This window comes from Flavobacterium sp. EDS (assembly GCF_020991525.1).
Classification (GTDB): domain Bacteria; phylum Bacteroidota; class Bacteroidia; order Flavobacteriales; family Flavobacteriaceae; genus Flavobacterium.
On record NZ_JAJMOZ010000003.1, the window covers coordinates 395,589 to 422,210 of the forward strand.

Consider the following 26,622-nt stretch of genomic DNA (forward strand, 5'->3'; position numbering starts at 1 on the left):
TTTCTAAAAGGAAACCATCTCAATACATTTTGAGATGGTTTTTTAATTTTATGTAATTAAATTTAGTTTAAAAGTACTATTTTGGCTACCTGAATACTAATTTTTTATTTAACTAACCATAAACCCACATCAATGAAAAGAGTACTATTAAGTCTCATTACAATTTATTTTATAAGCATTAACTCATGTGAAGCTCAAAAAAAAACAAAAGAAAACCAGATAGATACTGAGTTTTTTATTCCAATTGAAAAATCAAATCTTTATACTCGTGTTGTTGGTAATCCAGAAAAGCCTATAATTATAACATTACATGGCGGACCAGGAGCTTTTTCTGTAGATCATGAATTTTTCAGAAATATATTTGAAAAGGATTATTTAGTAGTTTATTTTGATCAAAGAGGAGGAGGAAAATCTGATGAATGTAAAGACAAATCGATGCTTACAACAGATCAGTTTGTTAAAGATTTAGATCAGGTTGTAGATTATATAAAAGAGAAATATCCAAACAAAAAGATCAATCTTTTAGGCACTTCTTGGGGTGGAACATACGGATTTTTGTATTTGATAAAACATCAGGATAAAATTAATTCATTTATTAGTAGTTCTGGATTTGCGGATAGTCCACAAAGAAACTCCGCGTTGATATCACACGAGCGTAAATTGGCTAATGAACTTTTAAAAAGCACTACAGATTCTGTTAAGAAAAAAAGATTTGCAGCAATTCTAATAAAATTAGACGAAATTGAAAAAAGTGGATTCAAAAATTTCTTTAGCGACATGAATCTTATAAGATATGAATTTCCAAAAGATTTAGGGTTTGATGTTTATTGGGCTAGACCAGAATTAAAAGAAAAGAAGGATGAGTTACTTAAAGATACAGCTTTTTATGCTAGAGTAAAATACACTCCTGAACTTCTTGAAAAGGCAATTGAAAAGCTAGAATACATAAACGAAGTTTTTATGAATACGGAATCGTATAATAATTTGAATATACTTAATGAACTTACAGTAATCAAAAAACCTGTATTAGTTATTCAAGGAGAATATGATTATGCAATTGGAGTAGAGCAGGGAAGAACAATCTATAATGCGCTCAAAAATATTCCTAAAAAAGACAAAGAATTAGTATACCTAAAAAATGCTTCTCATAATACGCCATTTGAAGCACCAGAAGAATATTATGGTGCAATGAAAGCTTTTTTCAAAAAACACAACTAAAAAAAATAATCAAACATATTAGATGTTTTTTTTCTTTGCACAACTTCCTCTAGGTGAATTACCTTCATGAAGTACAATTTCAGAATGTAGAAACTGTGCTGCCTCAGCAGAATCTTTTACTTTGGTGGCACTACGTTCTAACATTTCTGATTCAAATTCAGTTAATACAGTTGCTCTTAATCCTGTTTTTCTCCATTCTGATAATGGGCCACATTTTTTTGAAATTATTCTTGCTAACATCAGTGCATCTAATAATGCCTGATTTGCTCCCTGTCCTTTAAACGGACTCATCGGATGGGCAGCATCTCCAATTAGAGTAACTTGCCCTGCTTTGTTAAATAACTCAGGTTTAAGTAATTCTCGGTCATACACGGGATAACCTGAAATTTGAGCTTCTAGTGTTGCGGCAACTATCTGCGGAATGGGATTATGCCACTGAGTTCTGCGACAAGCTTCTTTTTTGAGTGCTTGAGGTCCTTGAGCACTTAATGCTTTAGCTTCATCTTCAGACATCGGAAAGCTAAGTTGCCACATCACCGAGTCTGCTGTATAAGGCATTATGTAGATTCGTTCATTACCATTGGCAGTTTGAAACACAGTAGCTGAATCTAATAAAGTACTTGTAAGACCTTCAAGAGCTTTTAAAGGACAGATACCTAATATGACAATACATTCTAGATACCGTAATGGAGTAGGATCTTCACCAATGAGCAATTTTCTCACAGAACTACGAATACCATCGGCTCCAACTACAAGATCAGCCTTTGAGTTCTTTATTTCTCCATTTACTTGAAATCTTAGATTAATACCTTCGTTTTGTGTTTCTTTAAAATCTATTAATTGATGTCCCCATTGTACAGTATCGTGTCCGCCAAGTTGTTTGAGTAATGCTAAGCGTAAAGCTTGTCTTGCGATATGTATGTTTGAACGTTTCGAAGATGTTGTTGCTTCAGGTTCCATCCATTTTCGTAGTCCCCATTCTCCTATAACTTTTCCTTCAGTAGTATGAACCACATGTTTTGTTGAGGTTACACCTTCATTTAAAGATTGAATCCCCAATCCTCGAATGGCTTTACTAGCTTGTTGTAAAGTTAGTCCGTAGCCTTGAGAACGCGCCTCGAAGTTGTTATCACGTTCATAAAGGGTAAACGGGATGCTGCGGTGCAAACATGCTGTAGCTAGTGCTACACCACCAATACCGCCACCAATAATAGCAATGTGAGGGTAGTTTTCTGTATCAGCTAAAGGATGGGCAGTAGAAGGAATTAACCCTGATCCGGAACAGTTTAGACAAGAGTAGAGGTGTCCTTTAGGAGGTATAGGAGCTATTCCTTCTTTTGTTTTTTCAAATTGATCTAATGCTTTTTGGTAGTTTATTCGTGCTTTCTTGCTAATTCCTCGGTTTTTTTTACCTCGTCCTTGGCATTCTTGACAAATAGTCCAGCTAGTTTCTTCTTTTTTCACTTTTTTCTTTATTTCACTTGATCTTAAATCCCCTTTGTAAGAAAAAAATTAGTCGATACAATTGATGCTGAGTCTACTGATAAAGTAGTGTTTTATCTTTACTACTTCAGATGTAATTTAATCTGAGAAATTTATAACTTAAATTATTTGCCGATTGTGGCAAAGTGCAAATTTATGATAAAAGATTACTAGTGCAAAAAAAAAGTTTTTTTGAATTGATTTTCATTAGTAGTTTTCTAGGTCAAGATTTAAAAAAAAACTGTTTTTAAAATTCATTGAAAGGGGCATACTGATATAAAAAACATATTACTATTATTAAGCAGAAAATACTTAGATAAAATTCGCATCTTTGAAAATGTAAAAGCCTTTAGCAAAATAATATTTAAATAATAATACGATAATAATTGATGGAAGAAAGTTTAAAAAATTATGAGAAAAGTATAGATAAAAAACATGGTTTTGGTTGGACACCAAAATATGAAGAAGAATTTAGAACTAACTTAAATGAGAAAGTATTTATATCAATTGCTGAAAAAACATTTGAGAAGCTAAATTGGGATTTAGTTTATAAAGAAGACAAAGTCATTGAAGCTAAAAGAAAAGAAAGCAATTTTGGAGTTGAAAAATGGACTGAAGCTATTTCAATTAATTTTAGTCATGGAAAAATTATTGTAAAAAGTGAATCTTTAGGAAATGAAATTTGGGATAACGGTAAAAACTCAAAAAGAGTTAAACTATTTATTCATGCTTTTAAAGAGATTGAAAAAAGTTTTGACAGAGAATCACTTGAAAGGCTAGAAGTTGAAATTGATAGAAAAAATAATTGGGATGATTATTTAATCCCTGAAAATCTTTCTAGACCCAATGAAATAAAAAAAGCAAATTTTACAATTCTATTAATCGGTGGTTTTTTGATTTCTGTCGTATTAGCTTTTATTCTGGCTCAAATATCTGTAATCGGAATGTATGTTATTGTTTTAGTTGAATATGGAGTTGCCTTAGCAATTGCTTTTTCATTAAAATGGTTAATAGAAATTTCTAATTTTACGGAATTGAATAAACTTAGATATTTACTTATTGGAATAATTATTTTAACATATTTATTGAATCAATATTTTCAATATGAAATAATTATAAGAGAAAATAATTATGACAGAATAGGTTTTTTAGAGTTCATTAAACTTCGTTTAGAGGAAGGGTTAATTATTAAAAAAACGAATACAGGTTGGATTGGATTAGTAATTAGTTGGATTTTACAATTTGTGATTACTTATTATATTGCCTTATTAAGGTTGATTTCTAATGTTGCATCATATCAATTGAGAAGAGTTCCTGTAGATGTTATTGATTTCGCTTTTTATCATTTTGTGAAAAATAAAACAGAAGGAGAAGTTAGAAAAGAATTATCTCAAAAAGGATGGACTGTCAGACAAAATCAAGATGAGGTTTTTGAAGCCATTAATGCACTTAGTGAACTTAAACAATTAAATAGATAAAATAAATAATGAATTTTAGTAATAGTATTGTTCGAGTAAAAACACTTGATATAGAGCTAAATAGACTTTTAAGAAAAGTAAAGATTCGTTGTGTTAAAACTTTTAATTATTTTAAATGAAAGTTATAACAACAATTATTAAATACCTAATATGGCTTCTTTTAAGTATATTTTCAGGAATGGGATGGATGAGAATAGAACTTGGAAAACCGATTATAGCAACAGGTTTTTTTTCCATACTTAATGGATTAGATGAATTTATAATAGTTTGGATAGGTGGATTTATTGGAGTGATTTCTTTTATTCCGTTTGTATTAATAGACATATGTTACATTAAAATAAAAATACAAACTAAACTAAATCAAAATATTATGAGAATTTTTACTATTCTTGTTTTAAGCGCAATAGTTACATTAATTCATTATATTTTAGAATTCGGACTAAATTGGATATAAGTTTGGTTTTCACTCGTTTCAAAATTTTAGCGAAAATGAAATAGAATTAAGATAGATAAGCTTGTAAAGTCATTGCTTAAACTCTCATAATTTGAGGTATGCTTAATTGTGACAAGAGGCTGAAAAGGTATTATGAGGAGTTTTTAGTTCTGGTATGAATACGGGGACATAAAAAGAAATAAATAATTATGAAAAAAACACTTGTTTTGATAATTCTAAGCGGCCTTATTTTATCTTTTTGTATTCTTAAGCCTGCAAATAATAGATCAGATTATTCATTGGTATTTGTAAAGGAGATTTATATCGATAGGGGTAACAATGAAGAAGAAAAGGATATTAGAAATTCGATAGGTATTTTTCCTAAAAATAATGATACTATAACTGTTTATCAATTGAATCCTGACTTGACCGAAAAAGCACAAAAAATTTCTTATTGGGTTAAAAATAAAAACAATAATTCAATTGTATTTAAATGTACCGAATCTGAAGAAAGTATAACAGTCGTTTTCGATAAAAATAATACAGTTATAGTTGAAAATGATGTATATACTCTCAATAATGAATATCATAAATTTTTAAAACAAAAAATACTGCTAGAAAATTCAGTTTTAGATTTAGCTTATTTTTTAAAAGATGGATATGGAGATTATTCACAATCACTTGAGCCATTAAATAAAAATTGGAGAAATCAGAAAGAAAATAATACACATAGAATAATTAGTGCAAAAATTAAAAATAAAAATTTTCAAACTGATAATCAATTTTTCAATTACTCTATCCATTATATGTATGATAACAAGGGGAAATTATTAAGTATTTTAGGTGGAAATAGATATAATAAAAAGTTTCTATTAGAGAATAAGCATTTTACAAAATGGGCTATAGAAAATGTTGTAAATGAACGAAGTAATTCAGAAAGTATATTGTTTATTAATAAAAAAACATTATTTGATTCTATATCGGGAAGTTGGACTCAAAATTCTACAGGAAGAACATCCTATTTTTTAAAGTATCAATCTGAACTGAAACATGTAGATGTTACTAAGAGACCTAATCAGCTAGAAGAAATAATTCAATTATTAAATCTAAAAAAAGAAGATTTTGAATAAAAGTTATTATAAGCATTACAAAAAGGAGTACAATTGGATAACGAATAAATAACGAAATGAAAAAAGAAAAAACTTTTTCAGAACATTTATTAAAAGCAATTGTAGTTGCAATAGGTGTTGCTTTGTTTGGTGCTGTATTTGTAGTTGCTGCATTCAAGGATTTATATGCCGGGTATGTCGCTTTATTCGTTTTTGGGAGCCTATTTTTTGGAACAATATTTTTTTATTTTATTTATATATTCTTTAGATCTATACAGAAACTAAAATGGTTTTTTGGTAGTATTACTGTTTTAGGATCTATAATTATTATAGCGACTTGCAACCTTGATATTTATTTTAAAAATTTATTTAATAATACATCATTACCTCCCGAATATAATGAATATCAAGATTTAGAAAGTAAAGCTGTTTTACAGTTTAAGAACAAAAAAATGAGACTTTTACTTGATTGTGATAAGGATTTGGAACAGTATATGACTATTCAAAATAATTTAATAGTAGGAGCCTCCGATTGCAAATTACTTAATGAAGGACGAATAAGTGGTAAAATATATTATAAATTTGATAGTCTCGGTAATATTACAGCAAAATATAAACCATCTGAAAGTGATGAGATTTTTTTGAAGGATATCTGATTAATGTTGATGAAAATTATTATAGAACCTGGGCTTTAGATGGGGATACCTTAAAACGCAAAATTAAAACATACAACGAGAATTTTAATTTAGATACAATAAAACAAAGCGACTTCGTTAGAAAAATTTATGAAAAAGCAGATTTTATATTTTCAACTGATTGTTATATAAGTACGAATACATCCCTTAAAAAATTCCAAAAAGTAATATTTTGGGATAATAATAAATGGAATGCATTTTATGATGATAGAAAAACTCATCAAGTTTTTAAAAGTAAAGGTGTAGTAGCTAATCGTTTGGTAATAAGTGATTCAACAGTTAAGAATGTATTGGGGACACATTATATTGAAGATATTCAGTACAAGTATTTTCAAAAGTTAAAGTTGGGGCGCTATAATTCTGGAGGGGAATTTTGGGAAGGTTTTTTATATATTAATATTGTTATTGGCAATGACACCTTAAAAATTAAGAAATTTTTTTTTATAGATAGTGATGGAAGTAAAAAGAATATAAAAATTAATGGGAAAGCTGTTAGAGATTCATTATTTAAAGTCTTAAAGAATGTACCTTATTACTATTATAGTAACCCAAATAATAAATATCAATTGTTTACAGATGAACCCTTTAAATTGTATGTAATAAAAAATTCTTTATAAAAATAAGATAAACAAAAATAGAAGTTAATTAAATAAGTAAAATTAAAGATTGAAAAAGAGTGATATTAGAAAATCATTTGTGTATAAAGAAAGTACAACTAAAAGTCAATCTAATATTTGTTAAAACAAAACAGTAGCCTAATGAATAAAAATGATATTATAAATATAAAATCAATAATAATTGGGGCAATTATTTCATTGATTATTACAAGCTGTATTTTTTCAAAAGGCTTTATAAGTTTTGGAGCAGCAGTTGTAGCTTTAGTTCTTTTTTTTGTATTCTTTATCTTGTCTTTTATAATCGTCAGACTTATTTTGAAGGCAAAAGGATAAGATCATTGATTAGATGTTAATGATTGGAATGGGCATAAAACATTATGGAATTTGGCGTTTTTATAAAGAATGTATTAAACAATAAGAACAATACATTGTGAAAAAAATTAAATGATGAATTTAAACATATTCAAGATTATAATACTATATCTTTTTGTTTCCTGTAAAAGTTATCATGTTGAAAATAGATATGAAGATAATCATGATGGCATTAACTACATAACAAAGGACTTTCAGTATTTAAAAATCGGTAAAAAATCTGGGATGTATATATATCCTAAATTAAATTTCATGTATACTTTAAAAAAAGGAAAGTTAGATGGGGAGATGAGTTTTATTAAACAAAAAGATACGTTGTATTTCTGCCATTATGATAAAAATAAACCTGTTGGCAAGTATATTAATAAATTATATTTAGAAAAAAATAGCACTTATCGTCTTATAATGACTATGAATCCTGCGATTATTATTGATGGAGAAGGAGTATTTAACACTAATCATAACAAAGAAGGTTATTGGAAAGAATATAATGGAATTTGTTTTAAAGATGGAAATTATGCCAATGGTTTGAGAAATGGCTTGTGGAAAGAAGATTGCTTTAATGACGCAGGGACTTATGAAGACAAAAAAAATGTTATTTATAAAAATGATTCAATAGTTAGTTTTATAGAGAATTAAGCTCTTTATGTGATTACAAGAATAAATACTAAATCAAATTAGGATATAAAAAAGTACGAGAAAAGCTCAAAATGTATATAAAGATATTTAATAAAAATCTACATTAAATTTTATGGGGTATTCATCCAAAAGAAATATCTATACTAAATGGCAATGGAAGATTATGCAAAATGATGTGAAATTATATTATGGTTTTATAATCGAAAATAAATAGTAGTATGAAAATATCAATTATTTTAATTTTTAATTTTTTGTTCTTTCTTAATTCTTTTGCACAGCAAAAATTTGAAAGACCTCCAAAAGCAGGCAAAGAGAAAACAGCTATAATTAAAAATATTTTACCTAATAAAAAAGGACATCTAATATTAAATTTTGAAGAGTTACAACAAAATGAAGATAATTTGTATTGTTATCTATTTGATAGTGAGTGTGATATAATTGATGGAAAAACAACTCTTTACTCATACTACTTAACTTCAGGAAATGACACTCCAACATCTATTCAATATAATTTTGCAGAAGGTGAGTTTTTGGAAGGGAAATATCAAGGAATTTGGAAGTATTATCACAAGAATGGAAAGATAATAAAAAAAGAAAAATGGAATAATGGTAAACTTATTTATAGAAAGGAATATAAACTTGATACTTGTGATAATTTTGAAGAATATAAATTTTCTAATATAAACCTCTCAGGATATAATTCGGTAAAGCAGTTTAAAAAAGATTTTTTATTGAAATCAGGAAAATTAACTTGTAGAAATGGAGTTATTAAAAGTATGAGATTAGTATTTCACGATGAAACAACTATTCAATTTATACATATTAATAACGGACTTGTGGAAAGTCATGAAATTCAAATCATTAATGATCTTATCCCCTCAGGAAAAAGTTATTATTATGATAAAGAGGGTAATATAAAGAGGATCTCTGAACTAGAAAATGAGTTTTCAAAAGGGAATGGCTATTATATAGATTACTATTATCCCAAAAATGAAAAGAGTAGTGGAGTTATAACAACGCCTATTTTGAAATCCGAAGGCGAGGTTGAAAATAATTTTAAGATTGGAAAATGGAAGTATTATAATAAAAGTGGATCAATAGAGAGTACGAAAACATATACTCTAAAAGATTCAGTTGACGTTCGCTTTCCGTATTGCATTTTTAATAAAAAAGAACCTTGTTATTCCGAAAAGGGATAAATATTCTTAGATTGTTATGCTAGACCAAAATAAAATGAAAAAAAATAATCTATTATTATTACTATTATTATTTGTGTCATGTGCCAGGGATACTCAAAGAGTAGAGATGAAATGTTATGTATATGACTCCATTTCCAAAACTCCAATTGAAAATGTAGAAGTGATACAGTTATTAGATGGAGAGCATGTAGTTGTTGCTATATCTTCTATAAAGGGTTACTTTGAGGTATGTAAACAAACCAAAGTAAGTTTAGGAATGGCATCTCATAATCTGGCAAATTTAATTCTTTTAAAAAAGAAAAATTATCTGACAGATACTATTGAAGTATACGGTAATTCAAATGATTTATATAAAAAAGACTCAATATTCATGAAAAGATTAAACTAAAAAAGAAATAATCTGAAGAGACTATGAGGTTTTGAGGTAGATAAATCAGATCGAAGGCTGAAAATAAAGCTTTAACTTTTAATAGATATCAATGAGAAATTATGGAGAAATAAGCTAAAAACATATATCATTAAAATGAAAAAACTATTTTCAATAATTATAACCAATTTATTGTTTGCAACTTGTATTGCGCAAAAAAAACAGATACCTCAAAAAACAGTTTCGATATCTATTCTAAAACCAGACTATAAAACAGCTTGCGGAAATTCAGGAATCAAATTTAAGAAAACAGATAGTTGGTATAATGATAAAAACATGACGACAATAAGAAACTATGATTCTAAACATTCCAAAAGTATTGAAGTTGTTAAGAAACAATATAGTATGAAGAATGGAGTACTATATTATGAAAACAAAGAAATTGATAGCCTTCAAATTTTTTATCGCCAAAATGAAGATATTGATTATATCGTTTATGTTATTGACGGAAAACCAATGGGTTATACAATAAATGTAAATAACAATCCTCGTCCCAATATGTATTCTGTTTCTTATAATGATGAAGGTGACATACAATATGATTTTATTAAAGAAAACGTTTTACTTTTAAAAGGAAATGGTATTTTGAAAAACTATTATTATAGTCAATGGAATGGGAAGACTCAGGATTATTCACTAGAAGTTTTAAAAGAAGAAGGTGAGGTTAGAAATAATTTTAAGATTGGAGAATGGAAGTATTATAATAAAGATGGATCAATAGACAGTACGAAAACATATACTCTAAAAGATTCGGTAGATGTTCGTTTTCCACATTGCATTTTTAATAAAAAGGAACCTTGTTATTCTGAAAAGAAATAAGTCCTACTTTTAAAAAAAATATTGAGTACACAGAATGAATGAATAAATTAATGATTTTTCCAATAATAATAGCCGTAGTTCAATTAGGAAGTTTTGGACATTTATATTATGTCCATAAACATGAGAGTGGACAATTTCCTGCTGATTTTATTGAATTGAATATTTTGGCTATTTGTAATATAGGAGTATTAATTTTAGCTTACTTTTTCTATTTTAAAGCACATATTAAGTTGGGTATATGGTTAGTTCCTATTTTATTTTCTGTCATTACAATTACCCTATTAATTGTTTTATATATGATAATGTGGATTAATTAGTTTATAAAAGATTAGATACACAAAAAATATAATAAAAGTTTCAGTTACAATAGAGATTTTAAGCTCCTAAAAATTCGTTAGGTCTTTTATTTAGTATCTGAAAAAAACTAGAACTAAATGCTTGAAGGCTTTTGTAACCTACAAGATACGCTACCTGCGATACAGTATATTTTCCACTACTTAAAAATTCAATACCTTTTATGATTCGTACTAACTGTATGTACTTAGAAATTGTAATTGTTGTTTCTTTCTTAAATATCCTTTCTAAGGATCGTAATGACATATTGTAGTTTTCGGCTATTGTAGTCACTTGCAAATCATTTCCAATATTATCAATAATAAAATTGCTTATTTGTAATAATCGTTCATCATTGGGAATAACGATATTTAAAGTCATTGCATCTTTAAAGAAACTAGGTAATCCTACAAAAATGGCATTTAGAAATGCTTCTTCCTCAATAGAGTATTGTTCTATTTTGCTCCACTTAGATGAATAGGATATAATCTCCCGAAGTACGGGGGGAACAGAAAAGATTCTTAATTTATCATAAAATACATTTCCCGAGTCAATGGAATAAAAAATGGTTCTCAGATTTATATTATCAGAAACAGTTGTTGTTCTGTGAGATAGATTAGAAGGTATCCATGCCGCATGATTTTGAGGTAGGAGGTAGATGCGTCCATTAATATGAAGGTATTGAAAACCTTTTTCTACATAAACAAGTTGTGCTCTTTTATGGAAATGCTCTTTGGTATCATGTTTCCAATTGTCTTCAAACCAAACATAGGCTTTTTTGACAATGCGATCTACTAATTCGTTCGGTGTTTCAGAATGTATGGCAAAATCCATTTAGTGTCGTTTTAGATTAAACATATGGCAAATTTAATTATAATACTCATTTTAAATTTGCAACAGTAAAAAATATTATGAATACACATAAAAAAAACTGGAATAGTAAGACGAAATTCTGTTTTGAAATCTTACTTCCTTTTATCGGAATCCTATTTGTTGCAGCCACATTGCGTGCACCATTATCAACTCTTGGTCCAGTACTAACTGAAATAAGTAAGTCGCTAAATCTTTCTAATAGCGAAGCTGGATTACTGACTACTATACCATTAATGGCGTTTGCTTTTTTATCAATTTTTGTCGGACAACTATCTAGAAAACTTAGTATAGAGAAGTTTTTGTTGTTCTCAATTGTACTTTTAATAGCTGGATTATATATTAGAGTAATGGGAACCGTTTTCACATTATTTCTAGGGTCTGCCATACTTGGTATAGCAATATGTATTGGAAATGTTTTGGTACCGGGATATATAAAGAAAACTTTCCCTAATAAATCAGGAATGGTAATCGGCTTTTATTCTGTTTCTATGAATCTTACCGCAGCACTTGCCTCTGGTTTTAGTATAGCAATTGGTAAATTAAGTGGTCTAGGCTGGAAAGGTTCTTTAGGAATATGGATTTGGGTTGCAGTGTTTTCTTTTTTGATATGGCTGCCTATTGCATTAAAAAAAACTGAAATAGCTGAAACTCAAAAAATGATAAAAAGTAATCTAAATATTTTTAAATCTCCATTGGCATGGCAAATTAGCATCTTCATGGGGCTACAATCGTTAATGTATTATTCTCTTGTGACTTGGCTTCCGATGTTACTGCAAGATTTTGGTATGCTAAAAGAAGAAAGCGGATGGGTTTTGTCTTTTATGCAGATGGCAATGCTTCCTCTAACTTTTCTGGGGCCAATTATTGCGTCTAAACTTTCCAATCAGAAAAGCTTGGTTTTAGTTGTTGCTGCAGGAATGTTTATCAGTGTGTTACTAATAGTATTCTTTCAGTTGCAATACATCTATACTTCAGTTATACTCTTCGGAATATCTTCAGGTCTATCTTTTAGTTTATCGATGATGTTTTTTGTACTTCGTACAACAGATAGTCATGCTGCTACAAAAATATCAGGAATGGCACAATCGGTAGGGTATTTATTAGCAGCATTTGGACCTCCAATATTTGGTAAGCTATATGAATATGGAAATACATGGAATCTTTCCTTATATTTTCTTTTAGTAGTTGTACTTATAATGTTGGCAGTAGGTTTGAAGGCGGCAAGAAACCGACTGATAAATTAATACTAATTCAACATATTTATACATAAATGTATAAGCAGATTTAACTTTTATTTCCATAAAAAATGCCCCAAATAGTGTCTAACTATTTGGGGCATGTCTCTTTAATTGGGTGTTTATTCTTTTATTAATCTAATGGTAGCTTTATAACCTGTACCTACATTCCATTGGCTGGCTTCAATAACAGTTCCTTTATCGTCAAAAACCTGAAATTCGGCAGTATTTGGTGAAGCGAAACCTTCGTTTAAAGCTTCAAAATCAATTTTGTTAATTCCATCTACTAATTTTATTTTGAATTCTTGAAATTCTCCATTCAAACTAACTTCGGGTACAATTATTTGATCATTCAGATATACTTTTATCTTATCGCCATCTACAAAAGCAGCATCTCGGTAGCGAATTGTAGAAGTAAGTGATTTTGTTTTGAAGCTTCCTAAATATTGATTTCGTCTATAAAATATGCCTTCAACATTAGCTTCTTTTTTGTATAAACTACTATCTTTAAAAAGTTCCTCTGGATTTACTTTTAAAGGATCTGGTTTTTCTACAAGGGGTGGTGGGTCAATTTTGGGTGCAATTTCTTTAGGAGGAATAGCTTTTTTGATTTTCGATTCTTTAGGAGGAATCGGCTTAAATTTAGTATTGAGCTCATCCTGTGTGTATCCTTGTATAGAAACGCTAATCATTATAATTAAAAACAATATCTTTTTCATATCTCTTAAATATTAATATATAAATGTAGATTAATCTTAAAATTAAATACAGCAATACTTATTTAATAAACATTTAATTATACTATTTATTGCATTTATAGCGCGTTAATTATCAAATATAAAAAGAAGCTCAGTATAATATTATATTCGATTGTTGCCTTAATTTGTATATTTGATCATTGGTTTTTTAAATCCCATAAAATCTATAATGTCTGAACCTTTTTCATTAGACCCAAAAACTGTTTTCCTTCTTTATTTTTGGGCAAATTTGTTTATCTGTATTCTTATTTTTAGTTATTCCTTTTCATATGCTACCACTGAAAACAGGAAGATGTTAAAAAAATTTGGGTATGGAAAATTATTACTCACCATCGGATGGACATTAATTCTGTTAAGGGGTATCATTTCAGATATAATCTCTATTAATATTGCAAATAGTTTCGTTCTTATAGCCTGTTGCTATGAAACGTTAGCAATGTTGGCAATGCTTAAGAGTAAAACAAAAAGGCGATACAAATTACAAATAGGAATAACCATTGTTGGAATTTTGGTTTTTAACACATTTGTCTTAATAGGAAGCACAATTAATACTCGTGTTTTAATTATATCTCTTGGTGTTTTTGCTATTTATTTACCTCCTACGATTAGTTATTTTATAGAAAAAGGAAATAATTTTTTTCGAACTTTTTATGTGTTTTGTTACGCTGCATTCGAAGTCTTAATTATTACGCGAATGATTTATAATTATTTAAATCCGCAGAAGGACTTTTTTTCCTATAGTGTTTTTGATACTTTGTATAGTATAAGCTTGTTTCTACTAACACTCATCGGAACAGTAGGTTTTTTGTTACTGGTAAAAGAAAGACAAGATCATAAAATTAAAAAACTTTTGGAGGATAAAAACCAGTTTTTTTCTATTATAGCCCATGATCTGAGAGGGCCATTAGGATCATCGGCTGGGCTTTCAGAAATATTAACGCAAAATATTGAAGGATATAGCCGTGACGAAATTAGAGAAATTATAGAAATGCTCCATGAATCGAATAAGAATAGCTATAAATTACTAGAAAATCTTTTGGACTGGTCGAAAGTACAAACAGGAATGATAGAATTTAGTCCTAAAAGAATCATATTAAATACTTTGATTAAGGAAAATATTGAACTTAACAAAAATGCAGCTTTAAATAAAAACATCAATCTCTCATTTGAATCATCTGAGATTATAGAGGTTGAGGCCGACAAAAATATGATTGACACCATTGTACGTAATTTATTGACTAATGCTATTAAATTTACTGATAAGCATGGAGAGATTACAGTGAAGATCAAAAGAAAGTATCAAAAAGTAGAAATCGCTATAACAGATAATGGTATTGGAATTCCAGATAATATAAAAGAAAAATTATTTAAAATTAATGGAAAAGTAACTCAAAAAGGTACTGAAAATGAAAGTGGGAGCGGACTTGGATTATTACTTTGCAGTGAGTTTATAAAAATGCATCAAGGTAAAATTTGGACCGAAAGCGAACCAGGAAAAGGCAGTACATTCAAATTTACTTTGCCATTGGAAATTATAAAAAATTAAATCAAAGTTTGGAACTAAAACTTATACAGAATGCACTAAACTTACTGTTTTTTAAAGCCGTTTGAGCTAAATTTTCTTGTTTCTACACGTTTTTCTTTTATAGCTAAAGTGAATTTTACTTCTTTAATTTCATCAGGCGCCGCATTTATAAGCTGATTGTTATTTTCTACTTCTACATATTCTGAAATTCCTGTTTTTTCAAGACTCACAGTATAGGATCCTTTGGGTATATACAATACAAAGTTTCCATTTTCATCGGTTTTTGTTGTAAATACGTTACCGTTGTCATCTATTGCAATTATTGGTAATCCCCCTTTTTTCTTTGTGATATCAAAACTTTTGTCGGTAGCAACGTATGATAAAGATCCTTTTATAGAGGCTGTTTTATTTAAGCCTATAGCAATTTTAGTATCAGCATTTATTGTCGCTTTTATAGCATTAGCGTACCACTCATCAGTATTAATGGGTTTTATAATATAAGATCCAGCGGGTAATGACCTGTATTTTAAGATCCCTTTATTATCTGTTCTAAATGCTTTTCCATCAATAAGTACTAGCTGATTTGTTGCAGGTGTATTTTTAGCGGTTGCTTTATTTTTGTCTCCAGTTTCGTAGTAAACATAAACTTCAAGTTCGCTTTTTGTTTTATCAATTTTTATTGGATTAAAACGTTTTGTTAACCCTAGCTGTATGGTATTTAATGTATTTATACTGGTAGAAAAATCACTATAATAATTGTAAACGAATAGGCTGAAATCTTTACTTATGTCATAATCTAAACGTCCATTAATCTGAAGTGATTCATTAATCATGCTATTTTTAGAATATACCATTCCGAGATTAACAGTTAGCTTATCGTTAAAAAACTTTTGCTGTAAAGTAGGAGAGATGGTCAGATTCGTATATACTTTTTCTATGCCCAATTGTGAGTTCGCAATGATTTCTCCTAAGTAAAAATTATTGTATTGATAAAAGGCCAATAGGTTTAGGATTTTCCAGCTGTAAATAAAATTTGTTTTAAAATGGAATTCGTTTTTATCTATTGTCGTGGCAGTAAATTGTCCTCCTTCAAAAGATAACGATACATTTTGGTTTGTAGGAGTATTGTAATAGGTTAGCCCTAAAGTCATTCGGGCTGCTTTCATTGAATATCCATTAGGATTTGTTGTACTTAGCAGCTGTTCTTTACGACTTTCGGTATAATAATACGGAGATAGAGATAGTATTAATGAAGAAAATCGTCTTGATACACCTACATCGTAACGAGCTGTAGAAAAATGAGTTGAAGTAAATTGATTTGCAAAGGATTCTGGCTTTGCTGATAAATAATTATAAACACCCCATAAGTTGAATTTGCCTACAGGTAAATTTACTCTTTCATTTAGGTTGATAACTCCTTTTCTCATTCCCGAGAAGTAACCTGAACTTAGGTAATTAGAACTACTGTAGAATAAATTTTTGAGTTTACCATTAAACTGAACTTCTCCTGCACCACCAATTTTATTACCTGTTTCAATTTCAGATGTAAGGTTACTAATTGCTCCTCCGGCTCTAAGGTTAAAATTTTCGGATGTATATAATGAAAATCGTGATGAGGCTAAGTAATTTTTAGTACCAGAATAAGTATCATCATCATAAATAATGGTGTTTTCATATCCTTTTTTTTGCATCCAGCCGTTATTATGCGTGTACATTGCCCATGCTGATTTTCCAAATGATAAGCTTGAATCATCAATTAGGTTATATGTTTTATCAATAGCTCCAGCCTCGATGGTACTTTTTTCATTGGGTTTAAAAAATCCTTCGGCACCTCTTCCTATTAGGTTGAGGTCAAAAAACTTTGATATGTTTCCAATTGTAGCACCATAGTTTTTTTCTTTATAACTAAGCCAGGTATTTCTCAAAAAAACCTGATCTGAATTCTCCCACCAGTTCACATCTACATTTGCCTGTAGCACTCCTTTGTTAATTTCTGCCTGTGCATTAGCATATATAAAATAAGCGTTTGTATTGTCGCTATTGTGTTGTATACTAGCAGTAACCTGATTCGTTTGATTAAAGGTAAGGTTATAATCTGGGTTATATGGCGAAACATATCTTCTGTCTTGCCTGATAGAGCTTGCTCTTACGGTACCATTATTAATTATATCTCCATTACTGTACAGAGCAGTGATATTAATAGTGATGTCTTCTTGATTTAATACTGTTTTGTTGACCACTTTTTTTAATACTACAATAGTATCTGTAAATGCCTGAATATGGATGTCAGTATTTTCTATTGCGTTTCGGGTTATAAAATCGGGATAACGGGCTAAGATGGTCACTTTTTGAGCAGTATTCCCTTCGTTAGAAATACGTATAGGTATAGCAAGACTATCACCGATTCTTTCATAGATTAGATTAGTTTCGAGTAGCATTACTTTTACTAATTTTCTTTCGCGTATATAAACAGGTAAAAACACATTTTTAGTTTCTTGTGTCCCAACAATTGTAAATACAGCCTCGATAGTACTTTGGTTACCCGCTTTTGCAGTTGTAGCAACAATAGCTTTTATCGGAATGAAGATACTATCATGAGCAGCTATTGTAATGTTTTTTGATTTTCTTAATGAAAGGTAAATATCTTCGTGACTACTATGTGCGTCAAAAACACCTTCTATCGACTGTGAGCTAGTGTTTATTATTTTTACATAAGCATCAATAACTCCTTTGCTATTTGTTTCAATTTTTTTGTTGGTAAACTCTATATTAAAACTATTGTTTTGAGCCCAAGCATTTATGCCTGATCCCCAGAAAGCAAGAAATAATAATATTTTATAGTATTTAACCAGCATGTATAAAGAGAATTAATTTGGCATTATTACAAAGTAAACACGAGTGCTATAGGTACCAGGACTAACATTAAGCCCAGGGCTATTTGCGGGTATAAAGAATTTTATATTGTATGTTATATCCTGAGGCGTACTGCTGGATTTAATAGCAACTGGCTGTGTTGTTGTTGCCAGTGTTATAGGAGAAATAATCTGTAATCCTTTATAAGCCATATTAGTACTTAATTGCAATTTAAGGATAGAAAGAGGCAATGTTTGTGATGATGTAGGTGATATAAAATCTCCTGATGCCTCTACTGCTAGTTGCGAATTATAAGTATTAACTCGTAGCGCATTTGCAATTGTAACCGATTTTTCTACAGCATAATCGGTTGGAGTGCTATAATTGATATTAAATTGTTGAGCACCATTTTGTAGTACAACACTTTGGCTTCCAAAATTTCCACCAAACGATAACTGAAACCTGGCATTTCCCATCGGAGAGGTATAAATGCCTATTAGCAGTTCTGTTCCTTCAGATATTTTATAAAGCTTGAATTCATAAGATGAATTGTACATCCCGTTTGGACTCACTAATAATTGATTACCGCCCTGAACAGTTAAGTTATAGCGAAAGAGCCTGTTTACAGCACCATTTAAATTTACATTACTATGAATAAGAGTAACCTCATTGTATTTGCTTAACTGAAACACCTGTGTAGGTATGTTTATAAGATTTCCATTGGCAGAACCACTATTTTCCTGACTGTTAAACTTTAAGTAGCTATATTGTGCTCCTACGGTGTAGGCACTGTTAGAATCATTGGTATAGTCTTGCGTAAGTCTTACGGTGAGTTTCCATTCGTTTACATTCATATGGGGTCCATAATATTGTATTGGAATAGAGATTTGATTATTTAGTGTTTTCCCAGATACCATTTCTGCATAAGTAGAAAACACAGGTTGCCCGCTATTATAGCCACCCAGCATATACTGAGCATTGACGGTATATTGGGCAAACAAAGAAAAATATATGATAATTACTAGTTGTTTCATAGGCTAAATTCTAGTTCTGCAATTTTTATAACATCCTTTTCTCCATAAGTTAAAATTGCTGAAACAGTATAATTCCCTTTGGCAAGGTCAGATGGTAATTGTTGTTTTAATACCCTAACATCTTTAGGAAGCGTATAAAATTCAGATTCTTTTAAGATGCTTTTTTTACCAGTACTATTGTTAAATAGTTCCCATTTTACTTTTCCATCTGTCCAAAGATTACCTTGATTTTCTATTTTTAATTCAATGATTTTATTCTTGTTATCATCTGCGTAGCTTGTAAAATCAACAAAATCAACAAGAACTTTATTTTCTTTAATAAAACTATGATACACTTTTACGCCCATCCTTACAGTTACTTGTATGGCAGCTCCATTTTGATCTATGGCAGTACCAGGATTAAGCTGGGTAAAGAAAATCATACCTGTATGAACAGGAATAGATGTATCAGCATTGGCAGGGACTTTAAATAGTACTTCTATTTGTTTAGTCTCACCAGGTTTAACAACAAAATAGGAGGTTGGTAAAATTTGTATCCAGTCGGTGCATGAAGTTGGAAGCGTATTTGCTTCTGCAATTTTATTATTACCAGATGGCTCATATTCCCAATCATTAAAAGAAACACCTACTTCAAGTTCCTTGTCGGTAGGGTTTGTTAGGTTAATATATTGTGAGCCCGATGCACCTGCATTTAATTTATAATATAAGCGTCCTGGTGATACAGATATACCTGCCTGAGCTTGTATTTGGTTTACCATGAGTAATCCAATTAGAATCAATATGAAATTTCTCATTTTTTTCATTTTTTAATAGTAGTAAATATACCAATTATTGAGGAATTAACGTATACATAATTGTAGTACTATATGCACCTGCTTCACGATTGAGGTAGCTTGGTGATTTTGTATCAGGTATTACATAATTAACATGAAATCCGCGACCCCATTCACCTGCAGGAGATTTTATAATTGTTGTTGGTAATTTAGAAAGCATAATTTGCGATGCTATCTGAAGACCAGCTGGAGGAGCAGCATTTGAATTAGTAAGGGTACCTGTGGCCGTTTTTACAGTAATTGTATTTACAGGTAATGTAGTGCTGTTTCCGTTATGAGAAAAATATTCTGCGCTTGCTTTTACAGTTACCTCATAAGCAGTACTTGAACTCACCTTTATATGGTCAGGTTGCTGCCCCGAACTATTTCCTAAAAGAAAATGAGTAGGTTGAGCCATACTTATATTAACTGTAGGCTGAGAAACCTGTATGCTTTGTACTTGCGCAATAGTAACATTAACCTGCGTTTGTGCAGATCCTATGCTTTGTGCCATTGCGGGAATAGAACAAAGTAGCAACAGAAAAAATTTCCATATGTTTTTTGAAGTTTTCAAGTCTAATTATGTTTCTAATGGTTAAATAATATCCTCCAGAAGATAATTAATTCTGAAAATAAAATATATAAAATAGCACTAACCCAAAATTCAGATTAGTGCCATTTTACTAAAAGTTTTTATTATTTTAATTTGCTACTATAGTGTAAGTAAGCAAAGTGCTGTAAATAGCTTCAGGCTTGTTTAAATATACAGGAGCACTCACTGGAGGAATTGTGTACTGTATGTTAAATCCACGAATATCACCTGTAGTTGAAGAAATAATCTCAACTGGAGTAGTTACACTAAGTGCTTGAGCATTTGCAGGGAAAGTTGCGTTTGATCCTGCGTCAATACTACCAGAAGCACCAGAGTAAGTACCTGGAGTGGTTGATACAACAACAGTCGATACTGGAATAACATCGTTTCCTGGTGATGTTAGCTCAGTAGCTGCCTGAACAGTTACTTTATAACCATTAGTAGCACTAACTTTAATGTGGTTCGGCAAAGAACCTGTTGTGTTACCTCCTGTAAAGTTAGCAGCTGTATTCATTCCGATACTAACTGTTGGGTTAGTTACCTCAAGTGAATAAACGTTTGCTACATTTACATTAAGGTTTGTTGTTTGTGCATTAATAGAATTTGCTGACAATGCAATAATTGCAAATGATGCAGCTATCAAAAATTTTTTCATTTAATAATTTTATTTAAAGTTTATGTTCTAAACAGTTAGATTATCTAAGCTATTTAGATGGCACAAAATTACTTTCGTGAATGACGGAAGTCAAAGTCAAAAACGGAGTTTTTAATGTCATTTTATGACAAGGGAGATTGTTATTTAAAGTGTAAAATGCAGTATATGAGTATTTTACATCAGGCTATTACGATGTAGAAACTAATTTTGAGGAGATTTTTACAGACATATTGCTGCAAGTCTTAGCAATGATTACTTAGTTATTGTATTTGCAACTGGTATTGGTTTTTGCTTAGGTATATACACCCGCTTATCTTCAAAATGGGTTCTGTATTGTTTAGGAGACATTCCTGTAGCATTTGTAAAAAAACGAATAAAATTGCTAGGATCAACAAACAGCAGTTCAAAGGCAACCTCTTTAATACTCATAGCAGTGTATCGTAGTAAGCGTTTGCTTTCTATGACGATTTCTTCGGTAATTATTTTTTTAGGAGACTTACCATATATACTATTACATATTTCGTTTAAGCTCTTAACGGATATATTCATTTTATCGGCATAGTCCTTTACAAATCGCATATTTTTCAGGTTTTCTTGTACCAATTTCCTGAAATTATTAGCAACATTTACTTCAGATTTTTTAAATGTTTCAATAGGGCTATACGACTTGTCTAATAATCCTTTTTGGGTATAAAGCAGCAATCGCTCTACAGTATTATGTGCAAAGTGGTACATTAATTCATTGTAAGGTTGCCTACATATGTGTAATAAAGACTGATGGTGCTGTATAATAGCTTTTTTTAAAGAATTGTGTAATTTGTATTTTAATGCCTGTTGTGAGTTAAAAAAGATGCAGGATTCTAAAAAGTCCCTGTCAAGATCGGTGCGACAATAAAAAGCTTCTTCAAAACAAACAAGCAGTACTTCAAATTCAGATGAGGTTTCTACACTAAATACTTGGTTTAGACCAATAAAACTACATTCAAATTTATCTAAATGGATTAGATTGTTATCCAAGTTTAGTGTAAGCTCTCCAGATTTTACCCAAAACATTTGGTAAAAGGAACTTCTGAATGACTTATTTAAAAGTGCATTTTCATTAGATTTAATTAAGTGTGCGCTAAATCCGGTAGGGTATTGCTTCTTGTCAAGGTTAAGAATTTCAATCATGCTATTTTCTATAAAACAGAATCTATTTCTTAAAGATAAGAAAAATTATACTAATAGATATGAATGTAGTTATAGAATATAATAAATTGATATTTTATTTAGAATAAACTTAGGGATTGGTAAACTTATTTATTCTTTTGGTTATTTAAAGAAGAATAAAATAAAAATAGGGAAGGGGATAAAAGTAAATAAATTAGTTTCCCCTAACTATTAAATAAGAATTAACAATGTGAAGAGTTTAACTAAATTATAAATTCTATAAATTAGCGATTTCATTATATAATTCAATCAAATATGCTTTTTAGATTTCCGTTCATTACCTTATTCAGTATCATAATTTTTTTGTTTAACACAACTTTAAGCGCTCAAACGCAACATACTTTTAGCGGTTGGAATGCCGCCTTTTTTACTTACAAATTAGATAATAAATTTAGTGTACATTTTGATGGACAGGTGAGGAGTACAGATAAATTAGAAGATACCCAATCTTTTATTATACGTGCAGGTTTGAATTATAATATAAAAAATAACATGACTACTACAATTGGTTATGCTTATATCGGGAACAATAGGACTGTTATGGATATTGATGGTTGGGTTCCAGAGCATAGAATATGGGAACAATTTATTTTTAACCAACAATTTACATTATATAATCGTCCAGTGAGTTTGCAACATCGTTTTAGATTAGAACAGCGCTTCATGGGGCAACCTACGATTGATCAAAACGAACTAGTAACTGATAGTTATGATTTTGCGCAACGATTGCGTTATTTTACTCGTTCTATATTTCCACTTTCACCAACAACAAGTTTTACAAATGGCGCTTTTGTAGCTTTGCAAAATGAAGTATTTGTGAATGTAGAAAACGCTCCCAATGGCAAGTTTTTTGATCAAAACAGAGCTTACTTAGCATTGGGCTGGAGAATAAGTCCAAAATTTGATATTGAAGCAGGGTATATGAATCAATTTGTTCTTGGTAAAAATAATAATACTGTTAATAATATAGTTCAATTAGCAGCTTATGTAAGGTTGTAAACGATTCCTTTCTTAGAAGTTCTGTAGTATTATTGCTTTAAAACTATTATTTTAAGAGTATGTGTTTCAAAAAGCTAACTTTTTAATTTTTTGATATTTGGCCTTTTTTTTGAGAATTTTTTCTTTCAAAAAAAAGGTGTATCTTGCGAAGAATTAATAGCATATTATAATAATGACTACTTCAAATTTTTATTTAACAGATAATCACTTGATGTGCCTTTTGGGTACGTTGTTATACTTGCATGACGATACTTTCTTAAGAAGCTCAAAAGAGTTTATTCTTTAAGCCCTGTCAAAACTCTAGACAGGGACCCCTTTATTTAGACGGCTCAATTTATTTTAATCTTCAATTTTCATTTAGGACCATGGTATCATTGGATCCAAACTATAGAGCTATACGATATTTAATGATGAGTTATATATCATGCCTAATGAGAAATGAAGTAACGCAAGAAAGTTATGTCACAAAATATTATTTTAACAACAGGAATATACGATTTAATTAAAGATCATTTAAGAAGAAAGAAAGTAACAATAGAAGAGGAAATATTATTATTAGCTGAGCTTAAAAAAGCATCTCAGGTTTTAAGAAAAGATTTACCAGAAGATATTGTTTCTGTAAATAGAAAAGTAACTTACAAAGATCACACAAACAACGAAGAGAAAACAGTTGTGTTTGTAGGGCCTCAAAAAGTAAAAACGAGTAAAAATAAAATTTCTATTCTTTCTGATGAAGGTATTGCAATGGTAGGGTACAAGGTAGGTAAACTTATAGAATGGCCTTCTAAGAAAGGCGATTTAAAACTAGAAATATTAAAAGTAGAAGAAGTAGAAATGGCTTAACACACTTTTAAAAATTAAAACATCCCAAAAGAACCTTTCTTTATGGGATGTTTTTTTTATTATCATATTTAATTAATAGGGCCAAATAACATGCAAAGGTTTTTGCATCCAGGGGTATTTAATAATAGAAAATGAAAAGGGTGATTTGTGAATCAATAAGTCATAGACTCTTTTTTCAACAGTTAATTCCCAGCGTTCTTCTTTTTCTATAAGGATCCCATCTCGTACCAACCAATTTCCTCTAAATCCTAATATGGAGGTGTCTCCTACGTTTGGCCAATGGGAAATGGCGGCACTAATAAGTCTATTAATTAAATTTTTTTGATCTTCTGTAATAGTTATATTCTCTATCACAGGTGTTGTTATGGGTAATCCGCACAATACTTTATTTAGAGGTAATGAGGTTTCTTCTGTTTTAGTTAATCCAGTGACAACATATTGCAAATAATGAACAGCATTTAATTGTGAACGACTATCTTTAAATTGTTTTTTTTCTAATAATTCCAGTCTGTCTATTAACATTTCTATATAATTATTCAATAGTACAATACCTGCATTTTTAACCGTGATGACATTCATCTCTTTTTGAGGTGAAAGTATCTTTGAGTCCGTTTTCTGTTGAAATTTTGGTTCTGTATTTCGCATTGTATTTCCAGTATCATTTTTGACTGAATAGGTATTACAAATCAAATATACTAAAACTCTTAAAATTAAAAACAGGTATAAATACCTAAAAAACAATTCTTAAACTGTGGTATTAATAAATGAATATTCCATTAGTCAATCTGAATGGACAGCGTTATTACAATATATTAATTGTCCAAATCAAAAATCAAATTATTCGCTTCAATTTATTATGCTCAGTTTGTGCTCCTCTTTTTTTGCATCAAGTTTTCAAAAGGTAGGTAAACTTACAGACTAGTCTTCTAAGAAAGGCGATTTAAAACTAGAAATATTAAAAGTAGAAGAAGTAGCTTAACACACTTTTAAAAATTAAAACATCCCAAAAGAACCTTTCTTTATGGGATGTTTTTTTTGATTAAGATATCTTGAAACAAATACAGCATAAGGTTTCGTCGCTTCTAAAGGGTATTATAGTTAATTCCAATAATAGTATGCTCTAGATATTTTTAAAAGCTTTTAAAACCTTAATATGTAATTGCCGCAAAAATGGGATTCTCTTTTATTTTCTCTCTTCCGTTTAAAAAGGAAAGTTCCATCAAAAAGTTGCATTGTACAATTTCGCCACCTAATTCAGTTACTAGATCACACATTGCTTTGGCAGTTCCGCCTGTGGCTAAAACATCATCGTGAATTAATACTTTGTCACCTTTTTTAATAGCATCGATATGTATTTCTAATGAGTCGGTACCGTATTCTAAGTCGAATTCTGCTGAAATAGTTTTAAAAGGAAGCTTTTTTGGTTTCCTTACTGGTACAAAACCTGCATTTAATTTTTGTGCAAGTAGCATTCCGAAGAAAAAACCACGACTTTCAGCTCCAATTACCTTGTCTATTTTTTGACCTTCTAAAGAATCTAATAAAATTTTAAGCGATTCTTCTCTCGCAATAGGGTCATTTAGGAGCGGAGTGATGTCTTTGAATAAAATTCCTTCTTTTGGAAAGTCTTGAATATCACGTATATAATTTTTTATCTGCATTTTTTTTAATTTTTCTGTTATTTTTTGCTTGTTTATCTAACATTTGTTCTTATATTTGCACCCGCAATGAGCACACAACAAAGCTACAAAAAAATAGCGGAATTGTAAACAAAAGGCCTCGTGGCGCAACTGAATAGCGCACTTGATTACGGCTCAAGAGGTTACTGGTTTGAATCCAGTCGAGGTCACAAAAAAATCCCATTTCTTACGAAGTGGGATTTTTTTTTATCTTTGAAATTCACTATTTTTAATCCAAATGGCTTTATCTTTGAGTCTTTGGAAAATTGATATTCATTATGGAACAGAAAATACATCAGGGAAGAAACGTAAAACGTTTCAGAGAAATGCTTAACATAAAACAGGAAGCTTTAGCTTTTGATTTGGGCGAAGAATGGAACCAGAAGAAAATTTCTATGCTGGAGCAGAAAGATGTAATTGAAGATAGCCTATTGAAACAAATATCAGCGGTATTAAGAGTTCCAGTTGAAGCTTTTCAGAATTTTGACGAAGAACAAGCAATAAATATTATTTCGAATACTTTTGCAGAACATGCCTTTAGTAATTCATTTAATTATGGAACAATTAATTTTCATCCAATTGAAAAAATGGTTTCACTTCACGAAGAAAAAATTGAATTGTACGAGCGTATGTTGAAAGAGAAAGATGAAATGATGGTGAGACTAGAAAAATTAATCAATAAGTAATTATATCTAAAGATATATTAATTCAAAAAAGAGACTTGCTAGACTTGC

27 protein-coding genes and 1 tRNA gene are annotated in these 26,622 nt (G+C 30.0%); 17 read left to right on the forward strand and 11 right to left on the reverse strand.

Annotated elements, in window-relative coordinates; all coding sequences use genetic code 11:
• Positions 1 to 132: 132 nt before the first annotated feature.
• Complete coding sequence (locus tag LPB87_RS07135) at positions 133 to 1,218, forward strand: alpha/beta fold hydrolase (protein ID WP_230605454.1); 1,086 nt, start codon at positions 133 to 135, stop codon at positions 1,216 to 1,218.
• Between the two features lie 18 nt (positions 1,219 to 1,236).
• Here LPB87_RS07135 and LPB87_RS07140 read toward each other — a convergent pair whose 3' ends face one another.
• The gene (locus LPB87_RS07140) at positions 1,237 to 2,682 is read right to left on the reverse strand and encodes an NAD(P)/FAD-dependent oxidoreductase (RefSeq protein WP_230605455.1); all 1,446 of its coding nucleotides are present in this window, start codon (positions 2,680 to 2,682) and stop codon (positions 1,237 to 1,239) included.
• A 407-nt stretch (positions 2,683 to 3,089) separates the two neighbouring features.
• On the opposite strand from LPB87_RS07140, the gene LPB87_RS07145 reads away from it, so the two are divergent.
• The 10 genes from LPB87_RS07145 (at position 3,090) to LPB87_RS07190 (ending at position 10,488) form a co-directional block, all read left to right on the forward strand.
• A complete protein-coding gene (locus tag LPB87_RS07145; protein ID WP_230605456.1) occupies positions 3,090 to 4,178 on the forward strand; it encodes a hypothetical protein in 1,089 nt (362 codons plus the stop codon).
• 115 nt (positions 4,179 to 4,293) lie between these two features.
• Positions 4,294 to 4,632, forward strand: a complete 339-nt coding sequence (locus LPB87_RS07150) for a hypothetical protein (RefSeq protein WP_129538275.1) — start codon at positions 4,294 to 4,296, stop codon at positions 4,630 to 4,632.
• Between the two features lie 188 nt (positions 4,633 to 4,820).
• Positions 4,821 to 5,741 carry a hypothetical protein gene (locus tag LPB87_RS07155; RefSeq protein ID WP_230605457.1) on the forward strand — a complete coding sequence of 307 codons (921 nt, stop codon included), beginning with the start codon at positions 4,821 to 4,823 and terminating at the stop codon, positions 5,739 to 5,741.
• A 56-nt stretch (positions 5,742 to 5,797) separates the two neighbouring features.
• Entirely contained in the window at positions 5,798 to 6,376 is a 579-nt protein-coding gene (locus LPB87_RS07160; protein WP_230605458.1) for a hypothetical protein, read from the forward strand.
• Between the two features lie 329 nt (positions 6,377 to 6,705).
• Entirely contained in the window at positions 6,706 to 7,032 is a 327-nt protein-coding gene (locus tag LPB87_RS07165) for a hypothetical protein (RefSeq protein ID WP_230605459.1), read from the forward strand.
• Positions 7,033 to 7,173: 141 nt separating this feature from the next.
• Positions 7,174 to 7,365: a hypothetical protein gene (locus tag LPB87_RS07170; RefSeq protein ID WP_129538279.1), complete on the forward strand. Its 192-nt coding sequence runs from the start codon at positions 7,174 to 7,176 to the stop codon at positions 7,363 to 7,365.
• 111 nt (positions 7,366 to 7,476) lie between these two features.
• The gene (locus LPB87_RS07175) at positions 7,477 to 8,043 is read left to right on the forward strand and encodes a hypothetical protein (protein ID WP_129538280.1); all 567 of its coding nucleotides are present in this window, start codon (positions 7,477 to 7,479) and stop codon (positions 8,041 to 8,043) included.
• A gap of 218 nt (positions 8,044 to 8,261) precedes the next feature.
• Positions 8,262 to 9,242 carry a hypothetical protein gene (locus LPB87_RS07180; RefSeq protein ID WP_129538281.1) on the forward strand — a complete coding sequence of 327 codons (981 nt, stop codon included), beginning with the start codon at positions 8,262 to 8,264 and terminating at the stop codon, positions 9,240 to 9,242.
• Between the two features lie 106 nt (positions 9,243 to 9,348).
• Positions 9,349 to 9,630, forward strand: a complete 282-nt coding sequence (locus LPB87_RS07185; RefSeq protein ID WP_230605460.1) for a hypothetical protein — start codon at positions 9,349 to 9,351, stop codon at positions 9,628 to 9,630.
• Positions 9,631 to 9,765: 135 nt separating this feature from the next.
• Positions 9,766 to 10,488 carry a hypothetical protein gene (locus tag LPB87_RS07190; protein WP_230605461.1) on the forward strand — a complete coding sequence of 241 codons (723 nt, stop codon included), beginning with the start codon at positions 9,766 to 9,768 and terminating at the stop codon, positions 10,486 to 10,488.
• A gap of 375 nt (positions 10,489 to 10,863) precedes the next feature.
• Here the strand turns inward: LPB87_RS07190 and LPB87_RS07195 are convergent, their stop codons facing one another.
• Entirely contained in the window at positions 10,864 to 11,655 is a 792-nt protein-coding gene (locus tag LPB87_RS07195; protein WP_129538284.1) for an AraC family transcriptional regulator, read from the reverse strand.
• A gap of 77 nt (positions 11,656 to 11,732) precedes the next feature.
• On the opposite strand from LPB87_RS07195, the gene LPB87_RS07200 reads away from it, so the two are divergent.
• Positions 11,733 to 12,938, forward strand: a complete 1,206-nt coding sequence (locus LPB87_RS07200; protein WP_129538285.1) for an MFS transporter — start codon at positions 11,733 to 11,735, stop codon at positions 12,936 to 12,938.
• 113 nt (positions 12,939 to 13,051) lie between these two features.
• Here LPB87_RS07200 and LPB87_RS07205 read toward each other — a convergent pair whose 3' ends face one another.
• A complete protein-coding gene (locus LPB87_RS07205) occupies positions 13,052 to 13,648 on the reverse strand; it encodes a hypothetical protein (protein WP_129538286.1) in 597 nt (198 codons plus the stop codon).
• 331 nt (positions 13,649 to 13,979) lie between these two features.
• On the opposite strand from LPB87_RS07205, the gene LPB87_RS07210 reads away from it, so the two are divergent.
• The gene (locus LPB87_RS07210; RefSeq protein WP_230605462.1) at positions 13,980 to 15,233 is read left to right on the forward strand and encodes a HAMP domain-containing sensor histidine kinase; all 1,254 of its coding nucleotides are present in this window, start codon (positions 13,980 to 13,982) and stop codon (positions 15,231 to 15,233) included.
• Between the two features lie 41 nt (positions 15,234 to 15,274).
• On the opposite strand, the gene LPB87_RS07215 is transcribed toward LPB87_RS07210, so the two are convergent.
• The 6 genes from LPB87_RS07215 to LPB87_RS07240 form a co-directional block, all read right to left on the reverse strand.
• Positions 15,275 to 18,067 carry a carboxypeptidase-like regulatory domain-containing protein gene (locus LPB87_RS07215; protein ID WP_230605463.1) on the reverse strand — a complete coding sequence of 931 codons (2,793 nt, stop codon included), beginning with the start codon at positions 18,065 to 18,067 and terminating at the stop codon, positions 15,275 to 15,277.
• Positions 18,068 to 18,079: 12 nt separating this feature from the next.
• A complete protein-coding gene (locus LPB87_RS07220; protein WP_230605464.1) occupies positions 18,080 to 19,099 on the reverse strand; it encodes a hypothetical protein in 1,020 nt (339 codons plus the stop codon).
• Positions 19,096 to 19,893, reverse strand: coding sequence for a DUF916 domain-containing protein (locus LPB87_RS07225; RefSeq protein WP_230605465.1), 798 nt, complete (start codon positions 19,891 to 19,893; stop codon positions 19,096 to 19,098). The genes LPB87_RS07220 and LPB87_RS07225 overlap by 4 nt, the downstream gene beginning before the upstream one ends.
• Positions 19,894 to 19,927: 34 nt before the next feature.
• Positions 19,928 to 20,485 carry a hypothetical protein gene (locus LPB87_RS07230; RefSeq protein ID WP_230605466.1) on the reverse strand — a complete coding sequence of 186 codons (558 nt, stop codon included), beginning with the start codon at positions 20,483 to 20,485 and terminating at the stop codon, positions 19,928 to 19,930.
• A gap of 127 nt (positions 20,486 to 20,612) precedes the next feature.
• Positions 20,613 to 21,158, reverse strand: coding sequence for a hypothetical protein (locus LPB87_RS07235; protein ID WP_129538292.1), 546 nt, complete (start codon positions 21,156 to 21,158; stop codon positions 20,613 to 20,615).
• Between the two features lie 252 nt (positions 21,159 to 21,410).
• Positions 21,411 to 22,328: a helix-turn-helix domain-containing protein gene (locus tag LPB87_RS07240; RefSeq protein WP_230605467.1), complete on the reverse strand. Its 918-nt coding sequence runs from the start codon at positions 22,326 to 22,328 to the stop codon at positions 21,411 to 21,413.
• A gap of 342 nt (positions 22,329 to 22,670) precedes the next feature.
• Between LPB87_RS07240 and LPB87_RS07245 the strand changes: the two genes are divergently transcribed.
• Positions 22,671 to 23,366: a DUF2490 domain-containing protein gene (locus tag LPB87_RS07245; protein WP_230605468.1), complete on the forward strand. Its 696-nt coding sequence runs from the start codon at positions 22,671 to 22,673 to the stop codon at positions 23,364 to 23,366.
• 459 nt (positions 23,367 to 23,825) lie between these two features.
• The gene (locus tag LPB87_RS07250) at positions 23,826 to 24,209 is read left to right on the forward strand and encodes a GreA/GreB family elongation factor (RefSeq protein ID WP_129538295.1); all 384 of its coding nucleotides are present in this window, start codon (positions 23,826 to 23,828) and stop codon (positions 24,207 to 24,209) included.
• 72 nt (positions 24,210 to 24,281) lie between these two features.
• Here the strand turns inward: LPB87_RS07250 and LPB87_RS07255 are convergent, their stop codons facing one another.
• Together LPB87_RS07255 and LPB87_RS07260 are read right to left on the reverse strand one after the other, a co-directional pair.
• Positions 24,282 to 24,854, reverse strand: coding sequence for a contractile injection system tape measure protein (locus LPB87_RS07255; RefSeq protein ID WP_230605469.1), 573 nt, complete (start codon positions 24,852 to 24,854; stop codon positions 24,282 to 24,284).
• A 503-nt stretch (positions 24,855 to 25,357) separates the two neighbouring features.
• Positions 25,358 to 25,870: an adenine phosphoribosyltransferase gene (locus tag LPB87_RS07260; RefSeq protein ID WP_129538298.1), complete on the reverse strand. Its 513-nt coding sequence runs from the start codon at positions 25,868 to 25,870 to the stop codon at positions 25,358 to 25,360.
• Positions 25,871 to 25,984: 114 nt separating this feature from the next.
• Here LPB87_RS07260 and LPB87_RS07265 point away from each other — a divergent pair.
• Both LPB87_RS07265 and LPB87_RS07270 read left to right on the forward strand, forming a co-directional pair.
• Positions 25,985 to 26,058: transfer RNA gene (locus tag LPB87_RS07265), tRNA-Arg, on the forward strand.
• Between the two features lie 108 nt (positions 26,059 to 26,166).
• Positions 26,167 to 26,574 carry a helix-turn-helix transcriptional regulator gene (locus tag LPB87_RS07270; protein ID WP_230605470.1) on the forward strand — a complete coding sequence of 136 codons (408 nt, stop codon included), beginning with the start codon at positions 26,167 to 26,169 and terminating at the stop codon, positions 26,572 to 26,574.
• Positions 26,575 to 26,622 lie beyond the last annotated feature (48 nt).

Coding starts and splice junctions, on each gene's coding strand:
- LPB87_RS07135 (WP_230605454.1), top strand. CDS start 133: ATGAAAAGAGTACTATTAAGTCTCATTACAATTTATTTTATAAGCATT.
- LPB87_RS07145 (WP_230605456.1), top strand. CDS start 3,090: ATGGAAGAAAGTTTAAAAAATTATGAGAAAAGTATAGATAAAAAACAT.
- LPB87_RS07150 (WP_129538275.1), top strand. CDS start 4,294: ATGAAAGTTATAACAACAATTATTAAATACCTAATATGGCTTCTTTTA.
- LPB87_RS07155 (WP_230605457.1), top strand. CDS start 4,821: ATGAAAAAAACACTTGTTTTGATAATTCTAAGCGGCCTTATTTTATCT.
- LPB87_RS07160 (WP_230605458.1), top strand. CDS start 5,798: ATGAAAAAAGAAAAAACTTTTTCAGAACATTTATTAAAAGCAATTGTA.
- LPB87_RS07170 (WP_129538279.1), top strand. CDS start 7,174: ATGAATAAAAATGATATTATAAATATAAAATCAATAATAATTGGGGCA.
- LPB87_RS07175 (WP_129538280.1), top strand. CDS start 7,477: ATGATGAATTTAAACATATTCAAGATTATAATACTATATCTTTTTGTT.
- LPB87_RS07180 (WP_129538281.1), top strand. CDS start 8,262: ATGAAAATATCAATTATTTTAATTTTTAATTTTTTGTTCTTTCTTAAT.
- LPB87_RS07185 (WP_230605460.1), top strand. CDS start 9,349: ATGAAATGTTATGTATATGACTCCATTTCCAAAACTCCAATTGAAAAT.
- LPB87_RS07190 (WP_230605461.1), top strand. CDS start 9,766: ATGAAAAAACTATTTTCAATAATTATAACCAATTTATTGTTTGCAACT.
- LPB87_RS07195 (WP_129538284.1), bottom strand. CDS start 11,655: ATGGATTTTGCCATACATTCTGAAACACCGAACGAATTAGTAGATCGC.
- LPB87_RS07200 (WP_129538285.1), top strand. CDS start 11,733: ATGAATACACATAAAAAAAACTGGAATAGTAAGACGAAATTCTGTTTT.
- LPB87_RS07205 (WP_129538286.1), bottom strand. CDS start 13,648: ATGAAAAAGATATTGTTTTTAATTATAATGATTAGCGTTTCTATACAA.
- LPB87_RS07210 (WP_230605462.1), top strand. CDS start 13,980: ATGTTAAAAAAATTTGGGTATGGAAAATTATTACTCACCATCGGATGG.
- LPB87_RS07215 (WP_230605463.1), bottom strand. CDS start 18,067: ATGCTGGTTAAATACTATAAAATATTATTATTTCTTGCTTTCTGGGGA.
- LPB87_RS07220 (WP_230605464.1), bottom strand. CDS start 19,099: ATGAAACAACTAGTAATTATCATATATTTTTCTTTGTTTGCCCAATAT.
- LPB87_RS07225 (WP_230605465.1), bottom strand. CDS start 19,893: ATGAGAAATTTCATATTGATTCTAATTGGATTACTCATGGTAAACCAA.
- LPB87_RS07235 (WP_129538292.1), bottom strand. CDS start 21,158: ATGAAAAAATTTTTGATAGCTGCATCATTTGCAATTATTGCATTGTCA.
- LPB87_RS07240 (WP_230605467.1), bottom strand. CDS start 22,328: ATGATTGAAATTCTTAACCTTGACAAGAAGCAATACCCTACCGGATTT.
- LPB87_RS07250 (WP_129538295.1), top strand. CDS start 23,826: ATGTCACAAAATATTATTTTAACAACAGGAATATACGATTTAATTAAA.
- LPB87_RS07255 (WP_230605469.1), bottom strand. CDS start 24,854: ATGCGAAATACAGAACCAAAATTTCAACAGAAAACGGACTCAAAGATA.
- LPB87_RS07260 (WP_129538298.1), bottom strand. CDS start 25,870: ATGCAGATAAAAAATTATATACGTGATATTCAAGACTTTCCAAAAGAA.
- LPB87_RS07270 (WP_230605470.1), top strand. CDS start 26,167: ATGGAACAGAAAATACATCAGGGAAGAAACGTAAAACGTTTCAGAGAA.